Source organism: Micromonospora sp. DT53 (assembly GCF_049841535.1).
GTDB lineage: Bacteria > Actinomycetota > Actinomycetes > Mycobacteriales > Micromonosporaceae > Micromonospora.
Genome location: NZ_JBNCKM010000002.1, coordinates 872,351 through 892,512, shown reverse-complemented (window position 1 = coordinate 892,512; position 20,162 = coordinate 872,351). Strand labels below are relative to the sequence as shown.

Here is a 20,162-nt window from a genome sequence, read left to right as displayed (position 1 = left end):
ACCTGTACGCGCGGTTCCTGCTGTCGGTGCCCCTTCGTCCGGGCAGAGGCAACAGCCCAAGGCCAACTGCTCCGCCGGAGTCGCGCCCGGGGAAGCGGCCGACGTGACGTGCCATACGCATCGACGAGCCTGTTTGACCTTGCTCGGGGTCGTCGTGGCGATCGTTGGCAGCTCAGCAGCGCAGTGCTCGCCGTGTCGGGTTGCTCAGCGGCCAACGATCAAGGGAGGCGAGTCACGACGCCGGGGCGACATCTGGACTCCGCTGCTGCTCGACCGAGGACTCGCTAGCTACCTAACGTCCCAATCGCGCTGATCTCGGTCCCAACGGTGGGACAGGCCCAGACCGCTCGGTCGGCGCGTACCACTGCTGTTAGGGGGTGGCTCTCGGGATGCTGGGGACAGGGCGGCCAGTTGGTGGCACGGCCCAGTGACCACAGTGCCTCCACCGCCCAGTCCTGAACCTGGTCGGCGAGTGTGACGATCTGCGTCACGGCGGGTAGTCCGAGGTCGATCGCGATCCCGTGGCCGGAACCGTCGGAAGCGTAGAGGAAGGCGCTGGCGGTCTGTGGGTCGTCTCGCCACGGTTCATCGCGAAGATCGGGCTGCACCCCGCCAGGCTTCCCCAGATCGGACAAGATCGGCTCCAGCGCCGCCGCCAACTCACGTTCCACAACCGGATTGTGCCCGAATGCCGACACCACCTGGGGGTACGACGACGGCGGAGCCACGGTTGCCCGTGACCCCGCCGTCGGTGAAGCTACTTCGTGGCCGGCTTCAGGCAGAGCACCCGGTTGGTGCCCCCACCCGGCAGCACCACGTGGGGCTGCGTCGGGTCGGCGCACTTCTCCTTGGCGTCCACCTTCGAGACGATGGTGAACGCGCCCGCCTCGCCGCAGTCCGCCGCAGTGGCGCCGCCCTGCCCGGACTGCTTCACGCAGGTGCCGACCGCCGGGTCGAAGGCCGGTGTGTCGTTCTTGTCACCGACCTTGCCGAGCAGCAGCAGCAGGCCGAGCGGCACCGCCAGGATGAGCACCGCGGCGATCAGCACCGCGGCCAGCACCCGGCCGTTGCGGACCTTCGGCGTCGGCGGCTCCACCTTTGGCTCGTCGGCGTCCGGCTTGAACGAGTCGAACCGGCCCTGCTCGGCCTGGCCGGCCTCCTGACCCCAGGACGGCGCGGCCTGCGGCGGTGGCGGGAACGACGGCGGGAAGGCGCCGCCCGGCGCCGGTTCGGTCGCCGGCCCGCCGAAGCCCGGCGCGCCGGAGCCCGGCCCACCGAAGTTCGGCGTACCGAAGGTCGCCGTCCCGTTCACCGTGCCGGCGGCGGACGACGCGGGGCCGCCGAACTGGTCCGCCGGCGGCTCGGCACCGGCGTGCGGCCGAGTGCCGTTCACCGGCCTGTTGTTGCCCGGGGCGTCGACGAAGGACGGCACACCGGGCGGGAACGCCGGTGGCGCCGCCGGGGCCTCGTTGAACGCGTTCGGTGCGGGCTGCCGGTCGTCGAAGCGCGGATCGGCCGGCGACTCGCCGCCCCAGCCGGGCCCGATCTGCCGCGGCGCGTCGTTCTGCCAGTCGGGAGCGATCTGCCGTTGCCCCTCGCCCTGCCAGTCGGGCGTGGCCTGCCGTGGCGCGTCGTTCTGCCAGTCGGGCGTGGCCTGCCGTGGCGCGTCGTTCTGCCAGTCCGGAACACCCTGGCGGTCCGCGCCCTGGTCGCCCTGGAACGCCTCCGGCTCCGGCTCGGCCTCCGGCTCCGGCCGAGCCGGGCGGCCGTACACCCGGGGTTGCGGTGTGGCCGTGCCGGTCGGTCGGATGGCCTGATCGGTCGGGGGCATCACTCGGCTGGCCAGCGGCACCGAAGCGCTCGCCGTGGCTCGGGCCACCGCGCCGGCCGCCGACTCGGCGTCCGCCACCGGTACGACCGCACGGCCCGCTCCGGATTCCGGAGAGGTACGCGGGGCAGGAACCACCGCGCCACTCGCGGAGACGTCCTCGGGGCGACCGCCGTACTGCGCGGCGGCGTCCGGGGTCTCCCGCTCGGCGTAGGCGGGCTGCTCGGGGATCGGAGCGAACTGGGCCTGGGGTGCGTAGTCGGCCGGCGGTGCGTAGTCGGCCGGCGGTGCGTAGTCGGCCGGCGGTGCGGCGGCCAGGCTGGCACCCGGGACGCGCTGCTCCTGCGGAGGCAGTGGTACCGCGTTCGCCGGCGAGATGCCCGGCGCGGGCCCGGGCTGGTAGGCCGGTGCCTCGTCGGCCCGGTCCGCCTCCCAGCCGCCACGGGACTGCGCGGAAGCTTCGGCCTCCGCACGACCCCACACCTCACCGGGCGCCCACGGCTCGACCTCGGCCACGCCGCCGGAGTTGCCCTGCGCGGCGTTGTCCGGGTTGGCGGCCCAGTTGGGGGCGCCGCCGCTGGTGGGCACGCTGGCGCTGGCACGGGCGGGGAGGTTGCTCGGCTCCGCAGAGGTCCACGCCGCCTGCTCCGGACGCTCGGTCGGCTGCTCAGGTTGGGAGAGCACCCAGTCGGGCTGCTGTGGGCGGCCTTCGGCACCGCCCCAGGCGGCCGGCTGCGCGGGCTGGTCCTGCCGCGCGTCGCTGCCGTCGTTCCACCCTGCGGGCTGCGCCTGCTGCTGCGCGGCCCACCCGCCGGAGTTGGCCGGGTCGTCCTGGGCGGGCCAGCTCGTCGTCGGGGCCGGAACCTGGGCCGCGCCGCGAGCGGCGTTCGGCTGGGCGGCCTGACCCCAGCCGGGGGCGGGCTGCTCGGTCGCTTCGGCGGCTTGGCCCCAGGCGGGGGCGGGCTGCTCGGTCGCTTCGGCGGCTTGGCCCCAGGCGGGGGCGGGCTGCTCGGTCGCTTCGGCGGCCTGGCCCCAGGCCGGTGGCGACTGCTCCGCCGGAGTCCACACCGGCTGGTCGTCCCGGGCGCCGCTGGCGGGCCACTCGCCGCTGCCACCGGCCTGGTCCTGCTGAGCGCCACCGGACCACCCGGCGGCCTGCGGTGAGTCGGACTGCGGAGAGTCGGCCCCGCGCCAGTCAGCGGCGGGAGGGTTGGCCTGTGCCGCGCCGCCCCAGCCGTTGGCCGGGTCCTCCTGGGCGGGCCAGGCGGCGGTGGCGGGAGGAACCTGCGCGGCGCCCCGCGCGGCCGGCTGCACCTGCACCCACTCGGGTTGCTCGGCGGGGGCGTTCGGGGCCCAGGCCGGCGCGGGTGCGCTCTGCTCGGCGGGCGTCCAGCCCTGCTGCTGAGCGGCCCAGGGGTCGGGCTGCGCCGGAGCCGACGCGCCATCGTTGCCGGGCCATCCGCCGGGCTGCTGCTGCGGCGGCTCGCTCGCGCCACCGCCCGCGGCCCAGGCGGGCTGCGCCGGGTCGTTGGGCTGGGCAGCAGCGGCGGCGCCCCAGGTGGGGGCCGACGGCTGCTCCGGCTGGGTCGCCCATGCCGGCGCCGGCGGGTTGGACCGCGTCGGGGGCGGGGGTGCCCAGCCCAGGTCGGGGCCGGCGGCGTTCTGGCCGTTGTCCGGCTGCGCCGGGCGGTCGCCGTACGGCGCCGGTCCGCCGGCGCCCGGTGACACCTCGTCCGGCTCTTGGCCGGGGCGGTGCGGGCCCTCGGACGTCATGGGTGCGCCTCCTCCATCACATGTCGGCTCGCCGGCGCCGATCGGTCTCCTCGGCGTGGCTGCCGGCGTCACCGGCGTACCGCTGCGCCGGCTCCCCGCACGGTATCGGGTGGTGGCACGACACGTCCAAGGAGCACTGGCCGTCACTCACCGTGGCCGATTGGTGTCGAGCAGCTTCTATCGGTTCGGCCTCTGCCGGGTCGGCGGGCGGCGACCGAAGCCCACCGTACCGGGCGCTGCGGCAGGGCGGAATCCCGGTGGTGGGTGGCTGGGAACGCCGATGGCCCACCCGGTGGGCCGGGTGGGCCATCGATCTGGAGGAGGTGAGGAATGTCGTGGAGCGTCAGCTCATGTGACGCTGGGCGATGGCGAGGATCTCCTCGCGAACCGCCGGCGAGTTCGCCGAGCGCAGCGCGTGCTCGATGGCACGGGCGCGGCGGGTGGCGTCGCGGTGGTTGCGGATTCGCTCGATCATGCTCATTGGTGGGTCCCCCTGGCTATTCGGTTGTCAGCCCCTGATGCGTCTATTCAACAGCAGAAGCCGGCGAACTTCCATCGATTATTAGGTGAGCTGAGACACCTGCCTAACAATCAAAGGTCAACAGGCCCTCTGACCGATGGTTCCGTCGCCCAACGGACACGGCCGGTGTGCCGGGCGTTAACCCGTGGCACACCGGCCGTGGCTGGCGCTCCGAACGATCAGGTCCAGGCGAGCAGCGCCGCCTCCGGATCGGTGAGGAAGTCGCCGACGTCCCGCAGGAACTTCGAGCCCAGCTCACCGTCGATGATCCGGTGATCGAAGCTCAGCCCCAGCGTGGTGACCTGGCGAACCTTGACCTTGCCCTTGTGCACCCAGGGCATCTCCCGCACCGCGCCGAAGGCCAGGATCGCGGACTCACCCGGCGGCAGGATCGGTGTGCCGGTGTCCACCCCGAACACGCCGACGTTGGTGATGGTCAGGGTGCCCCCGGACATGGCCGCCGGCGAGGTGCGGCCGGACTTCGCCGTCTGCACCAGGTCGGTCAGCGCGTCCGCCAACTCCCGCAGCGAGAGTCGGCCGGCGTCCTTGACGTTCGGCACGATCAGGCCGCGCTCGGTGGCCGCCGCGATGCCGAGGTTGACGTACTCCTTGACCACGATCTCGTCGCCCGCCCAGGTCGAGTTGACCATCGGGTGCCGTTGCACCGCCAGCAGCACAGCCTTCGCCACCAGCAGCAGCGGCGAGACCCGTACGTCACGCCACTCCCGACGGCCGCGCAGCCGGTCCAGTGCCTTCATCGCCCGCGTCACGTCGACGGTCAGGAACTCCGTCACGTGCGGAGCGGTGAACGCCGAACGGGACATGTTCTCGGCGGTGAGCTTGCGGACGCCCTTGACCGGAATGCGCTGCTCCCGGTCCGCGCCGAAGCTGGGCGCGGTCGCCGCCGCGATCGGCTCGGCAACCACCACGCTCGCGCCGCTCGCCGCCTGCTGCACGTCCTCCCGGGTGATGGAGCCAAGCGGCCCCGACCCGGTCAGCGTGCCGAGGTCGACCCCGAGATCCTTGGCCAGCTTGCGCACCGGCGGCTTGGCCAACACAGCCCCGCCGCTCGCCCCGACGCGTCGATCATGGACCTGTGGTGCCGGAATCGTGGAGGTAGTGGCTGTTTTGTCACCCACCACAACTCCATGATCGACCCCAGCGGGGGTGGGGACCTCGCTCTTGCGGGGGCGACGCTTCGCGGCTGTCGTACGCGGGCCGTAGCCGACCAGCACCGCCGTCCGGCCACCAGGGGCCGCACCGCCGATCAGGCCGGGCTCGATCATGCCCTCGGCCGGTGCCACCCGCACCGCCGCCAGCGACGCAGCCGACGGGGTGGGCAGGTCAGCGCTGGCCGTGGCCGTGGTCGACGGCGTCTCCAGCGGGCCGGCCCCCGGGTCGGTGTCGATCGCGATGATCGGCGTACCGACCTCGACGGTGGTGCCCTCCGGGTGGTGGATCGCCTGCACCTGCCCGGCCCACTTCGCCGGGATCTCCACGGCCGCCTTCGCCGTCTCCACCTCGACGATCGGCTGGTTCAGCTCGATGGTGTCGCCGACCTTGACCAGCCAGGCCAGGATCTCGCCCTCGGTCAGCCCCTCGCCCAGGTCGGGCAGGTTGAACGTCTTGATCCGGGACATGTCGCTCACCAGCCGAAGGTGCGGTCGACGGCGTCGAGCACCCGATCGAGGTCGGGCAGGAACTCCTCCTCCACCCGGGCCGCCGGGTAGGGGATGTCGAAGCCGGTCACCCGCAGCACGGGCGACTCCAGGGAGTAGAAGCACTCCTCGGTGATCCGGGCGGCCAACTCGGCGCCGAGGCCGATGTTGGACGGCGCCTCGTGCACCACGACCGCACGGCCGGTGCGCTTCACCGACTCGTACGCCGCGGCCAGGTCCAGGGGCGAGAGCGAGCGCAGGTCGATGACCTCCAGCTCCCGGCCGTCCTCGGCGGCGGCGGTCGCCGCCTCCAGGCACGTTCGCACCATCGGGCCGTAGGCCAGCACGGTGACGTCGGTGCCGGGCCGCACGACCCGAGCCGAGTGCAGGGGGTACGCGTCGGACAGCGGCGCGTCCAGGTCGACCTGGCCCTTCTCCCAGTAGCGCCGCTTGGGCTCCAGGAAGACGATCGGGTCGTCCGCGGCGATGGCCTGCTGGATCATCACGTACGCGTCCTGCGGGTTGGCGCAGGTCACCACCTTCAGGCCGGCGGTGTGCGCGAAGTACGCCTCCGGCGACTCGGAGTGGTGCTCGACCGCGCCGATGCCGCCGCCGAACGGGATCCGGATCACCATGGGGATGCTGAGCCGGCCGCCCGAGCGGTAGTGCATCTTCGCCACCTGCGACACGATCTGGTCGTACGCGGGGTAGACGAAGCCGTCGAACTGGATCTCGCAGACCGGTCGGTAGCCGCGAATGGCCAGACCGACAGCGGTGCCGATGATGCCGGACTCGGCCAACGGGGTGTCGATCACCCGCTGGTCGCCGAAGTCCTTCTGCAGGCCGTCGGTGATCCGGAAGACGCCGCCGAGCTTGCCGACGTCCTCGCCCATGATGATGACCTTGGGGTCGTTCTCCAAGGCGCGGCGCAGACCGGTGTTGAGGGCCTTGCCGATGGTGAGCGTCTCCGTGGCCATCAGTGGGCGCTCCCCTCGAACGACTCCATGTAGCGGCTGAACTTCGCGCGCTGCTCGTCGAGCAGCGGAGACCCGTTGGGGTAGACGTGGTCGAACATCGTCACCGGCTCCGGGTCGGGCATGGCGAGCACCCGCTCGCGCAGGTGCACCGACTCGCGGCGGGCCTGCTCGTCGATCTCGGCGAAGAAGGCCGCGTCGGCGATCTGCTGCTTCTCCAGGAAGGCCTTCACCCGGGCGATCGGGTCCTTGGCCTGCCACGCCTCGACCTCGCTGGCGATCCGGTAGCGGGTCGGGTCGTCGGAGGTGGTGTGCGCGCCCATCCGGTAGGTGTACGCCTCGATCAGGCTCGGCCCCTGTCCGAGGCGGGCGTTGTCCAGCGCGGTGCGGGTGACCGCGTACGTGGCGAGCACGTCGTTGCCGTCCACCCGTACGCCGGGGAAGCCGAAGCCGGCGGCCCGCTGGTAGAGCGGGACCCGGGTCTGCCGCTCCAGCGGCTCGGAGATCGCGTACTGGTTGTTCTGGCAGAAGAAGACCAACGGCGCGTTGAACACGCTGGCCCAGACGAACGCCTCGTTCACGTCGCCCTGGCTGGTGGCGCCGTCGCCGAAGTAGGCGATCGCGGCCTCACCGTCGTCGGTACCGGTCTTGCCGTCGATGGTGATGCCCATCGCGTAGCCGGTCGCGTGCAGGGTCTGCGCGCCGATGACGATCGTGTACATGTTGAACTTGAACTCGTTCGGGTCCCAGCCGCCCTGGTCGACGCCGCGGAACAGGCCGAGCGGCATGATCGGGTCGATGCCCCGGCAGTAGAGGACGCCGTGCTCCCGATAGGTCGGGAAGGCCATGTCCTGGGTACGCAGCGCCCGACCGGAGCCGACCTGGGCGGCTTCCTGGCCGAGCAGGCTGGCCCAGAGGCCCAGCTCGCCCTGGCGCTGGAGAGCGGTCGCCTCGGCGTCCAGCTTTCGGACCAGCACCAGGTCGCGGTAGAGACCGCGGTACTCCTCGTCGGTGAAGTCGACGCGGTACTCGGTGCCGTCCGGCCCGGTGGCGCTGTCGATCCGCTCGCCGTCGGGGGTGAGTAGCTGCACCAGCGCGGGGTCGCCGGCCGCGCCCTTCCTGGAGCGGGGTGTGGCCCGCCTGCTGCGGGTGGTGCCCCCGGGGTCGCCCTTTGCCATCGGTCTCTCCCTGTCGTGTCTGCGTCGGCACCGGGGGGTCACCCGGCCGCGCAACTCGTGCGCCTGCCCGGCTGCTGCCGGGCCGGTTCCTGGCGGCCGCGCCTAGCCCCGGTGGGGGTTACCGCACGGCGTGAGCCGGGTTCTGGCCGAACCCGGGTCGGGAGCGCCGGCGTTCAACCGCGCCTGCCGCGAGGGTGCGCGGAGGTCACGGCTGCGTTGCCGTCGTGCTCCATATTCGCAGAGCAGGTGAGCGCGCCCACAGTACGCCTGCCCCCGCCTTCCGACCGCCGCTGCTTTGACGCCGTTTGTCGCCATCATGCCGGCCCACGTTTCCCATGCGTTGCGGCACGATTCGTCACCTTTCGGCCAGCACTGCGTGTCGACACGCGGTGGAGGTTGGCTGACCCAGGGTGACTGCGCGAGGCTGATTCCCGCAGGATCGCGCCTATCGGGTTATTTGTCGGGTTTTTGCCCCCGGCGGCGTTCATCCGTGTCTCCGACGGCCGACGACAAGGGGTGTGCCGTGTACGAGCCAGGTGACGGTCCCGGCCCACCAGCGCTTGGTCGGCACCGGTCGGTCGGCGGCTATCGCCGGATGGTCGGCGTTCACCGTGCCCCCGGCGCCGGTGGCCCCACCCGCGGTTACCTGCTCACCGTCGCGCTACTGGCCGGCACCGCGTCGATGCCCATCCTCGCCGCGATCAGCGCGGGCTCGGCCACCCCGGGCAGCACCGCCCTGCCGGACAGCAGCACCCCGTTCATCCCGACCCCGTCCGTGGGGCCGGTGGTGATCCCGCTACCGATGACCAGTCAACCGCCGCTGCTGCCGCCGGGCACGCCCAGCGTCGGCCCGACCAGCGGCTGGCTGCCCGCCGCCCCGCGGCGTCCACTGCAGGGGCCCGCCGGGGCCGATGCCGGCCCAGCCCGGCCGACGACCGCTCCGGCGGCGGCGCCGAGACCCACGCGGAGCACCTCAGCGCCCGTACCCCCGCCCGGCGCTCCGCCGCCGAACGACCCCGACCCGACCGACCCGACCGACCCGCCGGACCCGGACCCCACCGACCCGACCGACCCGCCGGACCCGGACCCCACCGACCCGACCGATCCGCCGGACCCGGACCCCACCGACCCGACCGATCCGCCGGACCCGGACCCCACCGACCCGGATCCGACCGGCTCGGCCGATCCGAACCCGAGCCAGACGCTGGACCCGACGCCCACACTGGACCCGACGCCGGGGCCGACACCCACGCCGACCGACGACGCGACCGCGACCGCCGTGCCGACCAGCACCCGGTCCGTGCCGGCCCCGACACCCACGCCGCCCGCGGTACCGACCCGCCGGCCCAGCCCGGCGATCCCGTCGCCGTCGTCCGTCGCCTCGACGCCCAGCGTCAGCCCGGCGCCGCTGGCCGGACCGACGCACCTCGCGGTGTCGCCGACGGTACGGTGACGATCAGGCGCGGCCCGTCCGGTGCCGGCGGTGTTCGGCGGTAGGCGCGTACCGGAGGGGGTGGCGTGGGCGGCGGTGCGGAACTCCGCCCGGTCACCACCCGGCCAGGCCCGGGGTTGCGGATCGCCCGACTGGTCACCGAGGTGACCGCACCGGCGGTGCTGGTGTCGCTGCTGATCCTCACGGTGAGCTGGCACAGCGCGAGCCGCCCCGGCCAGGGCCTCGTCTGGGGTCTGCTCGCCACACTCTTCGTCACAGGCATCCCGTTCGCCTACATCGTCGGCGGGGTACGTCGTGGCCGGCTCACCGACCACCACGTCGGCCGCCGGGAGCAGCGCCGGGCGCCGCTGCTGGTCGGCCTCGGTTCGGTCGCGGTAGGGCTCGCCCTGCTGGCCGTGTTCGGCGCGCCCCGCCCGGTGCTGGCGCTGGCGGTGGCCGGGCTGGTCGGCCTCGTCGTCGCCGTGTCGGTCAGCCACTGGTGGAAGATGTCGATCCACTCGGCGGTGGCCGCCGGCACGCTCGTCATCCTGATGCTGACCTTCGGGACGCGGCTGGTCGTCGCCGCACCGCTGCTGGCGGTGGTCGGCTGGTCCCGGGTACGGCTGAGGGACCACACGATGGCCCAGGTGTTGGCCGGCGGTGCGCTCGGCGCCCTGATCGCCGCAGGGGTCTTCGGCCCGCTGCGCTAGAGCGGCCCAGGGCGGCACCGCGCCTCACCGGGCCATGCCGGCCGGTCTGGAACGGGCCATGCTGGCCGGGCCATGCCGGGCCGGGGCGGGCGGCGCGGAGCCGCCCACCCTCGGACGCCGTCAGGCGCCGTCGTCGGCGAGGCGGTGCCGGTTCGCCTCGATCCAGGCGTCCAGCGCGGCCGGGTCGTCCGGGTCCACCCCGTCGGCCATCAGCTGCGCCACGGCGGCGGTGGCCGCGCTACGCCGCTCACCTGTCGAGTAGAGGCGGGCGAACTCCGGCACCATCTCCTCGATCGCCTCGTCGGTACGCGTCGCCGCCGCCTCGGGCAGCCCACGCTGGCGCGACGCGTACCGCGCCCAGGCCCGCAGCACCCGGGGCAGCATCGCCGCGTCGTCCATGTCCAGTACGGCCCGGCGGTGCACCCAGTCGAGCAGGAAGAGCCCGGACACCGCAGGGCTCCAACGCATCGGGTCGGCGTCCGGGAAGCTCGCCGAGTGGTCCAGCAGCAGGCTCAGGCAGAAGTGCAGAGAGGCCAACTCGGGACCGTCGACGGCGTCCAGCCCGAAGCGGACCGCCTCCGGCGCGGCGAGGAACCGTCGGACCAGATCGGTGCGCTCGGCCGCGGAGAGCGGCTCCACCTCCGCCGGACCGGTCGGGTCGGCCGCGGTGGGCAGCATCGCCAGCCGGGCACCGACCAACGCCCGGTCGGTGGCGAGCGACCCCTCGTCGGGCAACTCGCCCAGGTCGTCGGTGACCGCCAGGTGGCGGGCCACCTCGCCCCGGAGCCGGGCCGGATCCTCGGTACGGAACCAGGTCAACTCGTCGTCGGCGCACATCTGCCGGACCTGGTCCAGGATCCGTTCGGCCGGCCCGCCCACGAAGATGTCCTTGGTGATGCCGATGTTGTGGTCCACCAGGGCCACCAGCGCGTGCTCCGAGCCGCCGGACTCGTCGTCGTAGGCGAAGGTCGCGAGGTAGGAGGTCTGATCGCCGTACACGTCGCCGTACGCCCAGGTGCCGGTGAGGTGCACCCGGCCCAGCTGGGTCGTCCAGGTGGGCGCCTGGCTGCCCGGACGCACCCGCTCGGCGCCCTCGGCGGTCGGGACGAGCGTGGCGAAGACCTGCCGGATGGTGGTCGCCGCCGCGACCCTGCGACGGGTGGTGGCGGCCAGGAAACCGGTGACGAACTCCCGTACGGCGGTGTCGCGGTCGGTTTCCGCGATCGCGTAGACACTGCCCAGCAGGGCGCTGCCGAGCATCTCGGCGTCGAGGGCGGACTCCAGCTTGGTCACGTCGCGTGCGGCGTGCAGCACCGCGTCGTAGGGGGTCTGAGGCGTGGCCATGCTCCGACCCTACGCCGCTGTGGGCGTACACAGAGCGGTAGCGGGCCGTGCGGAACGTCAGCGGCGTGCGGCGTCCCGCAGCGCGTCGCGCGCCTGCGCGTACGAGCCGAGCACGATCCGTACCGGTCCCAGCACGTACTCGTCGCCCACCTGGGCGACCCGTGCCGTCAGCCGCTGTTCGGCGCGGGCCCGGACGCGCCGGGCGGCCCAGCGCACCACCGGACGGGTCAGCGCCGCCACCAGCAGGCCGGCCAGCAGCCCGCCGAGCAGCAGCAGGGTCGGCAGCGGCACCTGACCGACCATCGGGTTGTCCAGTGCGGGCAGGCCGAGCGCCCGCAGCGCGTAGCCGAGCACCAGCCAGCCCAGCCCGACCACGGCGGCGAGGGTGACCAACCACTGCACACCGCCGACGATCCGCCACCACAGCGGTCGACGGTCGAGGCCGAGGTCGGTGCCGGCGATCGTGCGGTCCAGGGCGTCCGGCAGGTCACCGAGGCGGGACCGGGCGGCGGAGGTCACCGCGCCGGGCCAGGCGGCGGGCAGGTCGGCGGCGGCCCGGTCGGCCACCGCCCGGATGGCGAGGCCGAGCGCCGAGCGCTGGGCGGCCGTCGGGTCCGGTACCGAGGTGGCCGCGACCAGGCTCTCCGTCGGGTCGGCCTGGTCACCGGTCGGGCCCGGCAGGTGCAGCCGACGCAGCGGGTCGGGTCGCAACCGCCGCCAGCCCCGAACCACGGGCCAGCCGGTGGCCGTGCCGGCCCGGTGTCGGTACGCCCGTTCCACGGCCTCGGTCACCGCGGGCACCCCGGCCGCCCCGGCCAACGCCCGGTTCAGCCCGTCGATGGCGGCGTCGTCCGGCCCACCGGACGGCCCCGCCGAGCCGACCAGCTCGTCCAGACCGGCGACTACCGTGTCGACGTCACCCGCGAGCCGGCGCAACGCGGCCTGCCGCTCGGCGACCGTGCGCTCCAGGGCGTTGCGCAGCCCGACCATCCCGGCGGGATCGATGGCGGTGGTGGCCAGCAGGGGCACCCCGGTCAGCCCGTCCGTGTCGAGCAGCCGACGCAGGTCGTCCAGGACCCGGGGCACCTCGGCCGGGGGCAGCCGGTCGGCCTGGTTGAGCACGACCACTGTGACGTCGCGGTGCCTGTGGAACTCGCGCAGGTAGCTGTCGTGGATGACCCGGTCGGCGTACTTCTGCGGGTCGACCACCCAGACCACCTGGTCGACGAGGCCGAGGAGGCGGTCCACCTCGAGTCGGTGGGATCGCTGCACCGAGTCGAAGTCGGGCAGGTCGAGCAGGATCAGCCCGTGCAGGGCCGTCTCGTCGTCCGCGTCCAGGGCGCTCTCCCGGACGAAGCGGTGTCGGGGCAGTACGCCGATCCAGTCGAGCAGATGGTTGGCGCCCTCCAACGGCCCCCACACGCAGGCGTGGGTGACGCCTGTGGTCGGCCGGCGGACCCCCACCGGCGAGAGTTCCAGCTGGGCCAACGCGTTGAAGAGGCTGGACTTGCCGCTGCCCGTGGCGCCGGCCAGGGCGACCACGGTGTGGTCCCGGGACAGCGCGAGCCGGCTGCCGGCCCGCTCGACCAGGGTGTGCGCGGGCACCAGGTCGGCGTCCGGCAGCAGCCCGTCCACGGCGGTCAGGAACCGGCGTACCGCGTCGAGTCGGTCGATCAGCGCGTCCGCGTCGACCCGCTGGTCCCCGCGGAACACCTCGCGTACCCGGCCGGCGATGTTGCTCACCGGAAACCCTCCTCGTCACCGGCGGACAGCCCGCTGCGATGCCGGGCCAGCTCGACCCGGCCGGCGGACCGGCGCAGCCCGTCACCGGCGTCCGCGGCGGGGCGGGCGTCGGCGGTGCGGCTCAGGAAGCGAGCGGCCTCCGCGTCGAGCAGCGTCCGCACCCGGTCCAGCAGGTCGGTGCGGGCCTTGGCAGCGAGGGTACGCACCGCCTGGTCACCGAAGATCGCCTGGAGGACGGCCTGCGCGGCGACGGTGGTGCCGGCCCCGGTGGCCAACTCCAGCCCGGTCGGGATGAACGCGGTGGAGGCGAAGACGGCGATCATCACGGCCAGCCCGGTGGCGTTCACGGCGTACGCGGCGGTGCGGGCCACGAACCGTTTGTCACCGCCCTCGACGCGGACGAGTTCCAACACTCCGCGCTGCCAGTCCCGGACCATGCGCTCGGCGCGTTCGGGTAGGTCGTCGCTCGGGTGGGCGAGCGCCGGGTCGAGCAGCCCGGTGCCGGCCGGGTGCGCCTTCCACCCGGTGTACGCGGATTCGGCGGCCTCGGAGGCCACCCCGCGCAGCAGTGTCACCAGCTGGGACTCGATGGCGTTGCGCAACTCGACGGCGGGTGCCGGGCGGCCGGTGACGGCGGCCACGACCCGATCCCGTAGGCGGCCGATCCGTGCCTCCAGCGTGCGGAACAGCTCGCCGGTGCCGACGAACTCCTGCCAGCGGGCGAGCACCTCACCTCGGAGCAGGCGGCCGTCCTGCAGCCCCTGCTCGACGGTGCGTTCGGCCCCCCGGTACGCGGCCAGGACCCGTTCGTCCAGCCCGTCGGCGGCGGCGAGCTGCTCGTCGGCGGCGTCGGCCAGATCCTCCACGGCGGGGTGCAGTGCGGCCAGCGCCCCGTCGAGGGTCTGGCGGACCACCGCCGCCCGCGCGTCCACGTCGGCGGCCAGCCGGGCGAACCAGTCGGCCAGTGGCGCGGTGACTCCTTCCGGCAGCAGCCCCTGCCCGTCGACCCAGGTTTCGGGCAACACGAACAGCGGCGCCCGGCCGAGGTCCTGCTCGGCGAGCATTTCGGTCAGGTGCGCGGCGATCTCGTCGGTGGCCTCGGCGGGCACCCGGTCCAGCACCATGGCGATCACCGCGCCGCGCGCACGGGCACTGCGCAGCAACTCCCAGGGCACCGCGTCGGCGTACCGGGCGGCGGTGGTGACGAAGAGCCACAGATCGGCGGCGGCCAGCAGTTGGGTGGCGAGCGCCCGGTTGGCGTCGACGACCGAGTCGATGTCGGGCGCGTCGAGGAAGGCCAGCCCGGCGGGCAGGGCCGGTGCGGTGACGAGGTGCAGGGCGCGCGGGTCGTCGCTCGGCTCGGTGGTGCGGGTCAGCCCGGGCAGGAGGTCACCCTGCCGGAACCAGGCGGCGTCGGACGGGTTGCAGACCAGCACCGGGGAGCGGGTGGTCGGCCGGAGCACGCCGGCGGCGCTGACTCGTGCCTTGACCAGGCTGTTGACCAGGGTCGACTTGCCCGCGCCGGTGGAGCCGCCGACCACCACGAGCAGTGGGGCGTCCAGCCGGGCGAGTCGGGGCAGCAGGTAGTCGTCGAGCTGGTCGGTGAGGGCGGTGGCGGTGTGCCGGGCCGAGCTGGCAGAGGGCAGAGCGAGGGGATACCGGGTCGCGCCGATCGCCTCCCGGAGGCCCGACAGCGCGCCGGGGAGGCTGTCGTCCCCGGTGGTGGCGGGCGGCTCCTCCGCGGCGTCCGGCGGGTCGGTGCGGGCTGCGACGGCGGGCGCGCCGGAACGGGTGGCGGGATCGCCGTGCGTCGTCACCGCTAAAGCGTGCCCGACCGATGCAAGGGAAGACAACCGGACGGTAATAACGGGTGGGTTGCGTCGGGTCGACTCAAGTCGACTTGACGATTGGCCAACGCGTGGCACTATTGAGTCAAGTTCACTCAACTTGTGGTGGGGCCCGCTGCGGGCGGTGCTCGCCAGCAGCCCACGGGCGACGCCCGTCACCTGCACAACCTTACGAAGCGAGGAAGCGAAGATGGCACGTGCGGTCGGTATCGACCTCGGCACGACGAACTCCTGCGTCAGCGTTCTCGAGGGCGGTGAGCCCACCGTCATCGCCAACGCTGAGGGGTCGCGGACGACTCCGTCGATCGTCGCGTTCGCCCGCAACGGCGAGGTGCTCGTCGGTGAGGTCGCCAAGCGCCAAGCGGTGACCAACCCGGACCGGACGATCAGGTCGGTCAAGCGCGAGGTCGGCACGAACTGGTCCGTCGACATCGACGGCAAGAAGTACACCCCGCAGGAGATCTCGGCCCGGACGCTGATGAAGCTCAAGCGGGACGCTGAGGCGTACCTGGGCGAGCAGATCACCGACGCGGTGATCACCGTTCCGGCCTACTTCAACGACAGCCAGCGCCAGGCCACCAAGGAGGCCGGTGAGATCGCCGGCTTCAACGTGCTGCGGATCGTCAACGAGCCGACCGCGGCCGCCCTGGCGTACGGGCTGGACAAGGGCTCCAAGGAGCAGACCGTCCTGGTCTTCGACCTCGGCGGCGGCACCTTCGACGTGTCGCTGCTGGAGCTGGCCGAGGGCGTGGTCGAGGTCAAGTCGACGAGCGGCGACAACCAGCTCGGTGGCGACGACTGGGACCAGCGGATCATCGACCACCTGGTCAAGACGTTCCGCGGTGAGCACGGCATCGATCTGGCTCAGGACAAGATGGCCCTCCAGCGGCTCCGCGAGGCAGCCGAGAAGGCCAAGATCGAGCTGTCCGCCGCCACCACCACCAACATCAACCTGCCGTACATCACGGCCGGCGCGGCCGGCCCGCTGCACCTCGACGTGACGCTCAGCCGCGCCGAGTTCCAGCGGATGACGCAGGACCTGCTGGACCGTTGCAAGGGCCCGTTCGAGCAGGCCGTGAAGGACGCCGGGATCAAGATCTCCGACGTCGAGCACGTCATCCTGGTCGGCGGTTCGACCCGGATGCCCGCCGTGACCGACCTGGTCAAGCAGCTCACCGGCCGTGACCCCAACAAGGGCGTCAACCCGGACGAGGTGGTTGCCGTCGGCGCCGCCCTCCAGGCCGGTGTGCTCAAGGGTGAGGTCAAGGACGTCCTGCTGCTCGACGTGACCCCGCTCAGCCTGGGCATCGAGACCAAGGGCGGCATCTTCACCAAGCTGATCGAGCGCAACACCACCATCCCGACCAAGCGTTCCGAGGTCTTCACCACGGCGGACGACAACCAGCCGTCGGTGCTGATCCAGGTGTTCCAGGGTGAGCGGGAGATCGCGGCCTACAACAAGAAGCTCGGCACCTTCGAGCTGACCGGCCTCCCGCCGGCGCCGCGCGGCGTGCCGCAGATCGAGGTCGCCTTCGACATCGACGCCAACGGCATCGTCAACGTGCACGCCAAGGACCTGGGCACCGGCAAGGAACAGAAGATGACGATCACCGGCGGCTCCTCGCTGCCGAAGGACGACATCGAGCGGATGCGCCGGGACGCCGAGGAGCACGCGGAGGAGGACAAGCGCCGCCGCGACGACGCCGAGACCCGCAACGTGGCCGAGGCGCTCCAGTGGCAGACCGAGAAGTTCCTCGCCGAGAGCGGCGACAAGCTGCCCAGCGAGAACCGCGAGCAGCTCAACGAGGCACTCGGCGAGCTGCGTGGCGCCCTCGGCGGTCAGGACATCGAGAAGATCAAGTCGGCGCACGAGAAGCTGGCGCAGGTCTCCCAGCAGGCCGGTTCGCTGCTCTACTCGCAGCAGGCCGAGCAGGGTCAGCAGCCGGGTGGCGAGCCCGGCCCGGGTGCGACCGGCGCGACCGGCCCGCAGGCCGGCGGCGCCGACGACGTGGTCGACGCGGAAATCGTGGACGAGGACGGCAAGAAGTGACCGTCGGCCTCCGACACGTTTCCACCGCGAAGGGGATGGGGTAGCCGCATGACGCAGAAGCCACGAGCCGCCGACCCGGACGACACCGGGTCGACGCCGGGTGGCTCCGCGCCCACGGAGCCGACCACCGGCGACGGGGAGCGGGTCGTCATCCGCAACAACCGCAAGCTCGTCGACACCTCCGAGCCGGAGGGGACCGCCGCCGACGCGGAGACCGGCGTACCGGCCGAGGGTCTGGTCGAGGACGCCGAGGTCGTGGTCGACGAGATCGAGGTCGAGGTCAACTCCACCGACGGGCCGGAGCCGTCCGGTCCGCCGGTGGTGGACGCCCCGGCGCAGCCGGTGGACGGCGGCGGCACGGGCACCTCGCTCGGCGCCGAGTTGGAGGCGCTGCGGGCCGAGCTCGACGAGCGGACCAGGGACCTGCAGCGGGTGTCGGCGGAGTACGCCAACTACCGCAAGCGGGTCGACCGTGACCGCGGCCTCGTGCAGGAGCAGGCGACCGGCTCGGTGTTGGCCGCGCTGCTGCCGATCCTGGACGACCTGGACCGGGCCCGGGAACACGGCGACCTGGTCGGGCCGTTCGGCACGGTGGCGGAACAGCTCACCACCGCGCTGGGCAAGTTCGGCCTGAACGCCTTCGGCGAGCAGGGCGATCCGTTCGACCCGACCCGGCACGAGGCGGTCGCGCACCAGACCTCGGCCGACGTCAGCGAGCCGACCTGCGTACAGGTCATGCGACGCGGCTACCAGCTCGGTGAGCGGCTGCTGCGCCCCGCGCTGGTCGCGGTCGCGGACCCGGAATAGTGCCCGACAGTGACCGGGCCGTCCCGTCCACCGCCCAGCGGCGGTGGGCGGGACGGCCTGGCCACCAGGGTCGGAAGGAGGTGGACCGGTGAGTTCGAAGGACTGGATCGAGAAGGACTTCTACGCCGTGCTCGGCGTGGACAAGGCCGCCTCCGCGGATGACGTCAAGAAGGCGTACCGCAAGGTGGCCCGGGAATCGCACCCGGACCACAACCCGGGCGACCCGAAGGCCGAGGAGCGGTTCAAGGCCGCGTCCGAGGCGTACAACGTGCTGTCGGACAGCGGCCGCCGTCGCGAGTACGACGAGATGCGTTCGCTCTTCGGCTCGGGCGCGTTCCGTCGTAACGCCCGGGGTGGAGGTCAGCCGGGCGGCATGCCGTTCGACGTCTCCGACATGTTCGGCGGCGCCGGAGGTGGCGATCGCCGCTTCGGAGGCGCCGGCTTCCAGGACCTGTTCAGCTCGATCTTCAGCGGAGGTCAGGCCGGTGGGCAGGCCGCGCCGCGTGGCCCGGCCCGTGGCCGGGACGTGGAGACCGAGGTGGCGCTTGACTTCGGCGACGCGGTGCGCGGGGTGACGCTGCCCCTGACGCTGCGAGCGCCGGGAGTGTGTGACACCTGCCATGGCAACGGGGCCAAGCCCGGCACCCAGCCGCGTACCTGCCCGGTCTGTCATGGTGCCGGCGTGACCACCCGCGACCAGGGGTCGTTCAGCTTCTCCGAGCCGTGCCGCAACTGCCAGGGCGTCGGCACCGTGGTCGAGGAGAAGTGCCCGGAGTGCCAGGGCAGCGGCGGTGTCACCAAGACCCGCACCATGAACGTGCGCTTCCCGGCCGGGGTGGCCGACGGTCAACGCATCCGGCTGGCCGGGCGGGGCGAGCCGGGCGAGCGCGGTGGCCCGGCCGGTGACCTCTTCGTGCACGTCAAGGTTCGGCCGGACGAGCTGTTTGGGCGTACCGGAGACGACCTGTCACTGACCGTGCCGGTCACCTTCGCGGAGGCCGTGCTCGGCACGGACCTGCGGGTGCCCACGCTCGACGGCGCGGTGACCCTGCGGGTTCCGCCGGGGACGCCGAGCGGGCGGGTGCTGCGGGCCCGTGGCAAGGGTGTGGTTCGTCGTGACGGGCAGGCCGGTGACCTGCTGGTCACACTGGACGTGGTGGTTCCGGCCCGGTTGTCGGACGAGGCGCGCGCGGCGCTGGAGTCGTTCGCCGAGCAGACCCCGCCGGCGGCCCGGGAACATCTCGACGCGCGGGTGCGTCGAGTCGGTTAGTCCGGTGGAATGGACGCGGAGGTGAGCGGGATGTCGGGCGAGTTCCTCGGTTCGGGTGACCCTGCCTACGAGGCCAAGGTGCTGATGATCTCGGTGGCGGCGCGGATGGCGGGGATGCACCCACAGACCCTGCGCCAGTACGACCGTCTGGGGCTGGTGCAGCCCGGCCGGGCCGCCGGTGGCGGGCGTCGCTACAGCGTCCGCGACGTCGTGCTGCTGCGCGAGGTGCAGCGACTCAGCCAGGACGACGGGATCAACCTGGCCGGCGTCAAGCGGATCATCGGGCTGGAGCGACTGCTGGAGCAGGCGCAGCAGCGGGTGGCCCGGCTGGAGGCCGAGCTGGACGCCGCGTACCGCCGGGTTGCCGAGCTGGAGTCGCTGGCCCGCTTCCCGGGCCGGGATCTGGTGCCGACCAACCGCACGTCCACCGCCCTGGTGGTGTGGCGCCCCCGCCGCACGCCCGATCGCTGACCTGCCGCTCACCCGGATCCGTCTTCTCGGCCCGGGCCTCGCTGGATTCCCCGGCGAGGTCCGGGCCGCTTCGGCTAGCCTGTCGAGAAGGGTCCAATCGTCTTAATTCGGGCCTACCGGCATGGCGAGGGGGAGCGATGGCGGAGCCTGCGAAGAAGATGGCCCAGCAGACGGAGGACCGGTTGGAGAACCTGGCCGAAACCGTCCGCGAGAAGTTCGACAAGGTGACCGAGGGGACCTACCGGGACCGGATCATCTCGGGCCGATTCGCCGAAGACGGCGACCACGCGGGCGAACGGGGTCGAGCCGAGACGGAACACAAGCAGGACTGACCGGTAACCGACGTGCGGGCCGGGACCCACGGGGGGTCCCGGCCCGTTCGCGTAACGAGTGCGGGCCGGGACGCGGGTGCTGCCAGGGCGGGGGTCCCGGCCCGTTCGCGTAATCGAGTGCGGGCCGGGACGCGGGTGCTGTTAGGGCGGGGGTCCCGGCCCGTTCGCGTAACGAGTGCGGGCCGGGACGCGGGTGCTGCCAGGGCGGGGGTCCCGGCCCGTTCG

16 protein-coding genes are annotated in these 20,162 nt (G+C 73.0%); 7 read left to right on the top strand and 9 right to left on the bottom strand.

Going from position 1 to position 20,162, the window contains the following annotated elements:
* Nucleotides 1–284: 284 nt before the first annotated feature.
* The 6 genes from ACLQ3B_RS09975 to pdhA all read right to left on the bottom strand — a co-directional run bounded on the left by ACLQ3B_RS09975 (nucleotide 285) and on the right by pdhA (nucleotide 7,931).
* A complete protein-coding gene (locus tag ACLQ3B_RS09975) occupies nucleotides 285–671 on the bottom strand; it encodes a hypothetical protein (protein ID WP_425779346.1) in 387 nt (128 codons plus the stop codon).
* Between the two features lie 86 nt (nucleotides 672–757).
* Nucleotides 758–3,601 carry an LppU/SCO3897 family protein gene (locus ACLQ3B_RS09970; protein WP_425779345.1) on the bottom strand — a complete coding sequence of 948 codons (2,844 nt, stop codon included), beginning with the start codon at nucleotides 3,599–3,601 and terminating at the stop codon, nucleotides 758–760.
* A 343-nt stretch (nucleotides 3,602–3,944) separates the two neighbouring features.
* Nucleotides 3,945–4,082, bottom strand: a complete 138-nt coding sequence (locus ACLQ3B_RS09965) for a hypothetical protein (protein ID WP_167492909.1) — start codon at nucleotides 4,080–4,082, stop codon at nucleotides 3,945–3,947.
* 218 nt (nucleotides 4,083–4,300) lie between these two features.
* Nucleotides 4,301–5,770, bottom strand: a complete 1,470-nt coding sequence (locus ACLQ3B_RS09960; protein ID WP_425779344.1) for a dihydrolipoamide acetyltransferase family protein — start codon at nucleotides 5,768–5,770, stop codon at nucleotides 4,301–4,303.
* Nucleotides 5,767–6,756: an alpha-ketoacid dehydrogenase subunit beta gene (locus tag ACLQ3B_RS09955; RefSeq protein WP_425779343.1), complete on the bottom strand. Its 990-nt coding sequence runs from the start codon at nucleotides 6,754–6,756 to the stop codon at nucleotides 5,767–5,769. Before ACLQ3B_RS09955 ends, ACLQ3B_RS09960 begins: the two co-directional genes overlap by 4 nt.
* A complete protein-coding gene (gene pdhA, locus ACLQ3B_RS09950; RefSeq protein ID WP_425779342.1) occupies nucleotides 6,756–7,931 on the bottom strand; it encodes a pyruvate dehydrogenase (acetyl-transferring) E1 component subunit alpha in 1,176 nt (391 codons plus the stop codon). Before pdhA ends, ACLQ3B_RS09955 begins: the two co-directional genes overlap by 1 nt.
* 523 nt (nucleotides 7,932–8,454) lie before the next feature.
* On the opposite strand from pdhA, the gene ACLQ3B_RS09945 reads away from it, so the two are divergent.
* Nucleotides 8,455–9,384 (top strand): hypothetical protein, encoded by a 930-nt coding sequence (locus ACLQ3B_RS09945; protein WP_425779341.1) that lies wholly within the window; start codon nucleotides 8,455–8,457, stop codon nucleotides 9,382–9,384.
* Nucleotides 9,385–9,449: 65 nt separating this feature from the next.
* Entirely contained in the window at nucleotides 9,450–10,073 is a 624-nt protein-coding gene (locus tag ACLQ3B_RS09940) for a phosphatase PAP2 family protein (RefSeq protein ID WP_425779340.1), read from the top strand.
* A 120-nt stretch (nucleotides 10,074–10,193) separates the two neighbouring features.
* Here the strand turns inward: ACLQ3B_RS09940 and ACLQ3B_RS09935 are convergent, their stop codons facing one another.
* From ACLQ3B_RS09935 to ACLQ3B_RS09925, 3 genes are read right to left on the bottom strand one after another with little or no spacing between them, the layout of a single operon-like run.
* Complete coding sequence (locus ACLQ3B_RS09935; protein WP_425779339.1) at nucleotides 10,194–11,417, bottom strand: hypothetical protein; 1,224 nt, start codon at nucleotides 11,415–11,417, stop codon at nucleotides 10,194–10,196.
* A 57-nt stretch (nucleotides 11,418–11,474) separates the two neighbouring features.
* Nucleotides 11,475–13,160 carry a GTPase gene (locus ACLQ3B_RS09930; protein WP_425779338.1) on the bottom strand — a complete coding sequence of 562 codons (1,686 nt, stop codon included), beginning with the start codon at nucleotides 13,158–13,160 and terminating at the stop codon, nucleotides 11,475–11,477.
* On the bottom strand, nucleotides 13,157–14,977 hold the full coding sequence (locus tag ACLQ3B_RS09925) for an ABC transporter (protein ID WP_425779337.1): 1,821 nt from the start codon (nucleotides 14,975–14,977) through the stop codon (nucleotides 13,157–13,159). The genes ACLQ3B_RS09930 and ACLQ3B_RS09925 overlap by 4 nt, the downstream gene beginning before the upstream one ends.
* Before the next feature lie 220 nt (nucleotides 14,978–15,197).
* Here ACLQ3B_RS09925 and dnaK point away from each other — a divergent pair, with 220 nt between their 5' ends.
* The 5 genes from dnaK to ACLQ3B_RS09900 all read left to right on the top strand — a co-directional run bounded on the left by dnaK (nucleotide 15,198) and on the right by ACLQ3B_RS09900 (nucleotide 19,937).
* Nucleotides 15,198–17,057: a molecular chaperone DnaK gene (dnaK, locus tag ACLQ3B_RS09920; protein ID WP_425779336.1), complete on the top strand. Its 1,860-nt coding sequence runs from the start codon at nucleotides 15,198–15,200 to the stop codon at nucleotides 17,055–17,057.
* A 48-nt stretch (nucleotides 17,058–17,105) separates the two neighbouring features.
* Nucleotides 17,106–17,864: a nucleotide exchange factor GrpE gene (gene grpE, locus ACLQ3B_RS09915; protein ID WP_425779335.1), complete on the top strand. Its 759-nt coding sequence runs from the start codon at nucleotides 17,106–17,108 to the stop codon at nucleotides 17,862–17,864.
* 88 nt (nucleotides 17,865–17,952) lie between these two features.
* On the top strand, nucleotides 17,953–19,134 hold the full coding sequence (gene dnaJ / locus ACLQ3B_RS09910; RefSeq protein WP_425779333.1) for a molecular chaperone DnaJ: 1,182 nt from the start codon (nucleotides 17,953–17,955) through the stop codon (nucleotides 19,132–19,134).
* 30 nt (nucleotides 19,135–19,164) lie between these two features.
* Nucleotides 19,165–19,605 (top strand): heat shock protein transcriptional repressor HspR, encoded by a 441-nt coding sequence (locus ACLQ3B_RS09905; protein WP_030332087.1) that lies wholly within the window; start codon nucleotides 19,165–19,167, stop codon nucleotides 19,603–19,605.
* 137 nt (nucleotides 19,606–19,742) lie between these two features.
* Entirely contained in the window at nucleotides 19,743–19,937 is a 195-nt protein-coding gene (locus ACLQ3B_RS09900; protein ID WP_425779332.1) for a hypothetical protein, read from the top strand.
* Nucleotides 19,938–20,162: the final 225 nt, after the last annotated feature.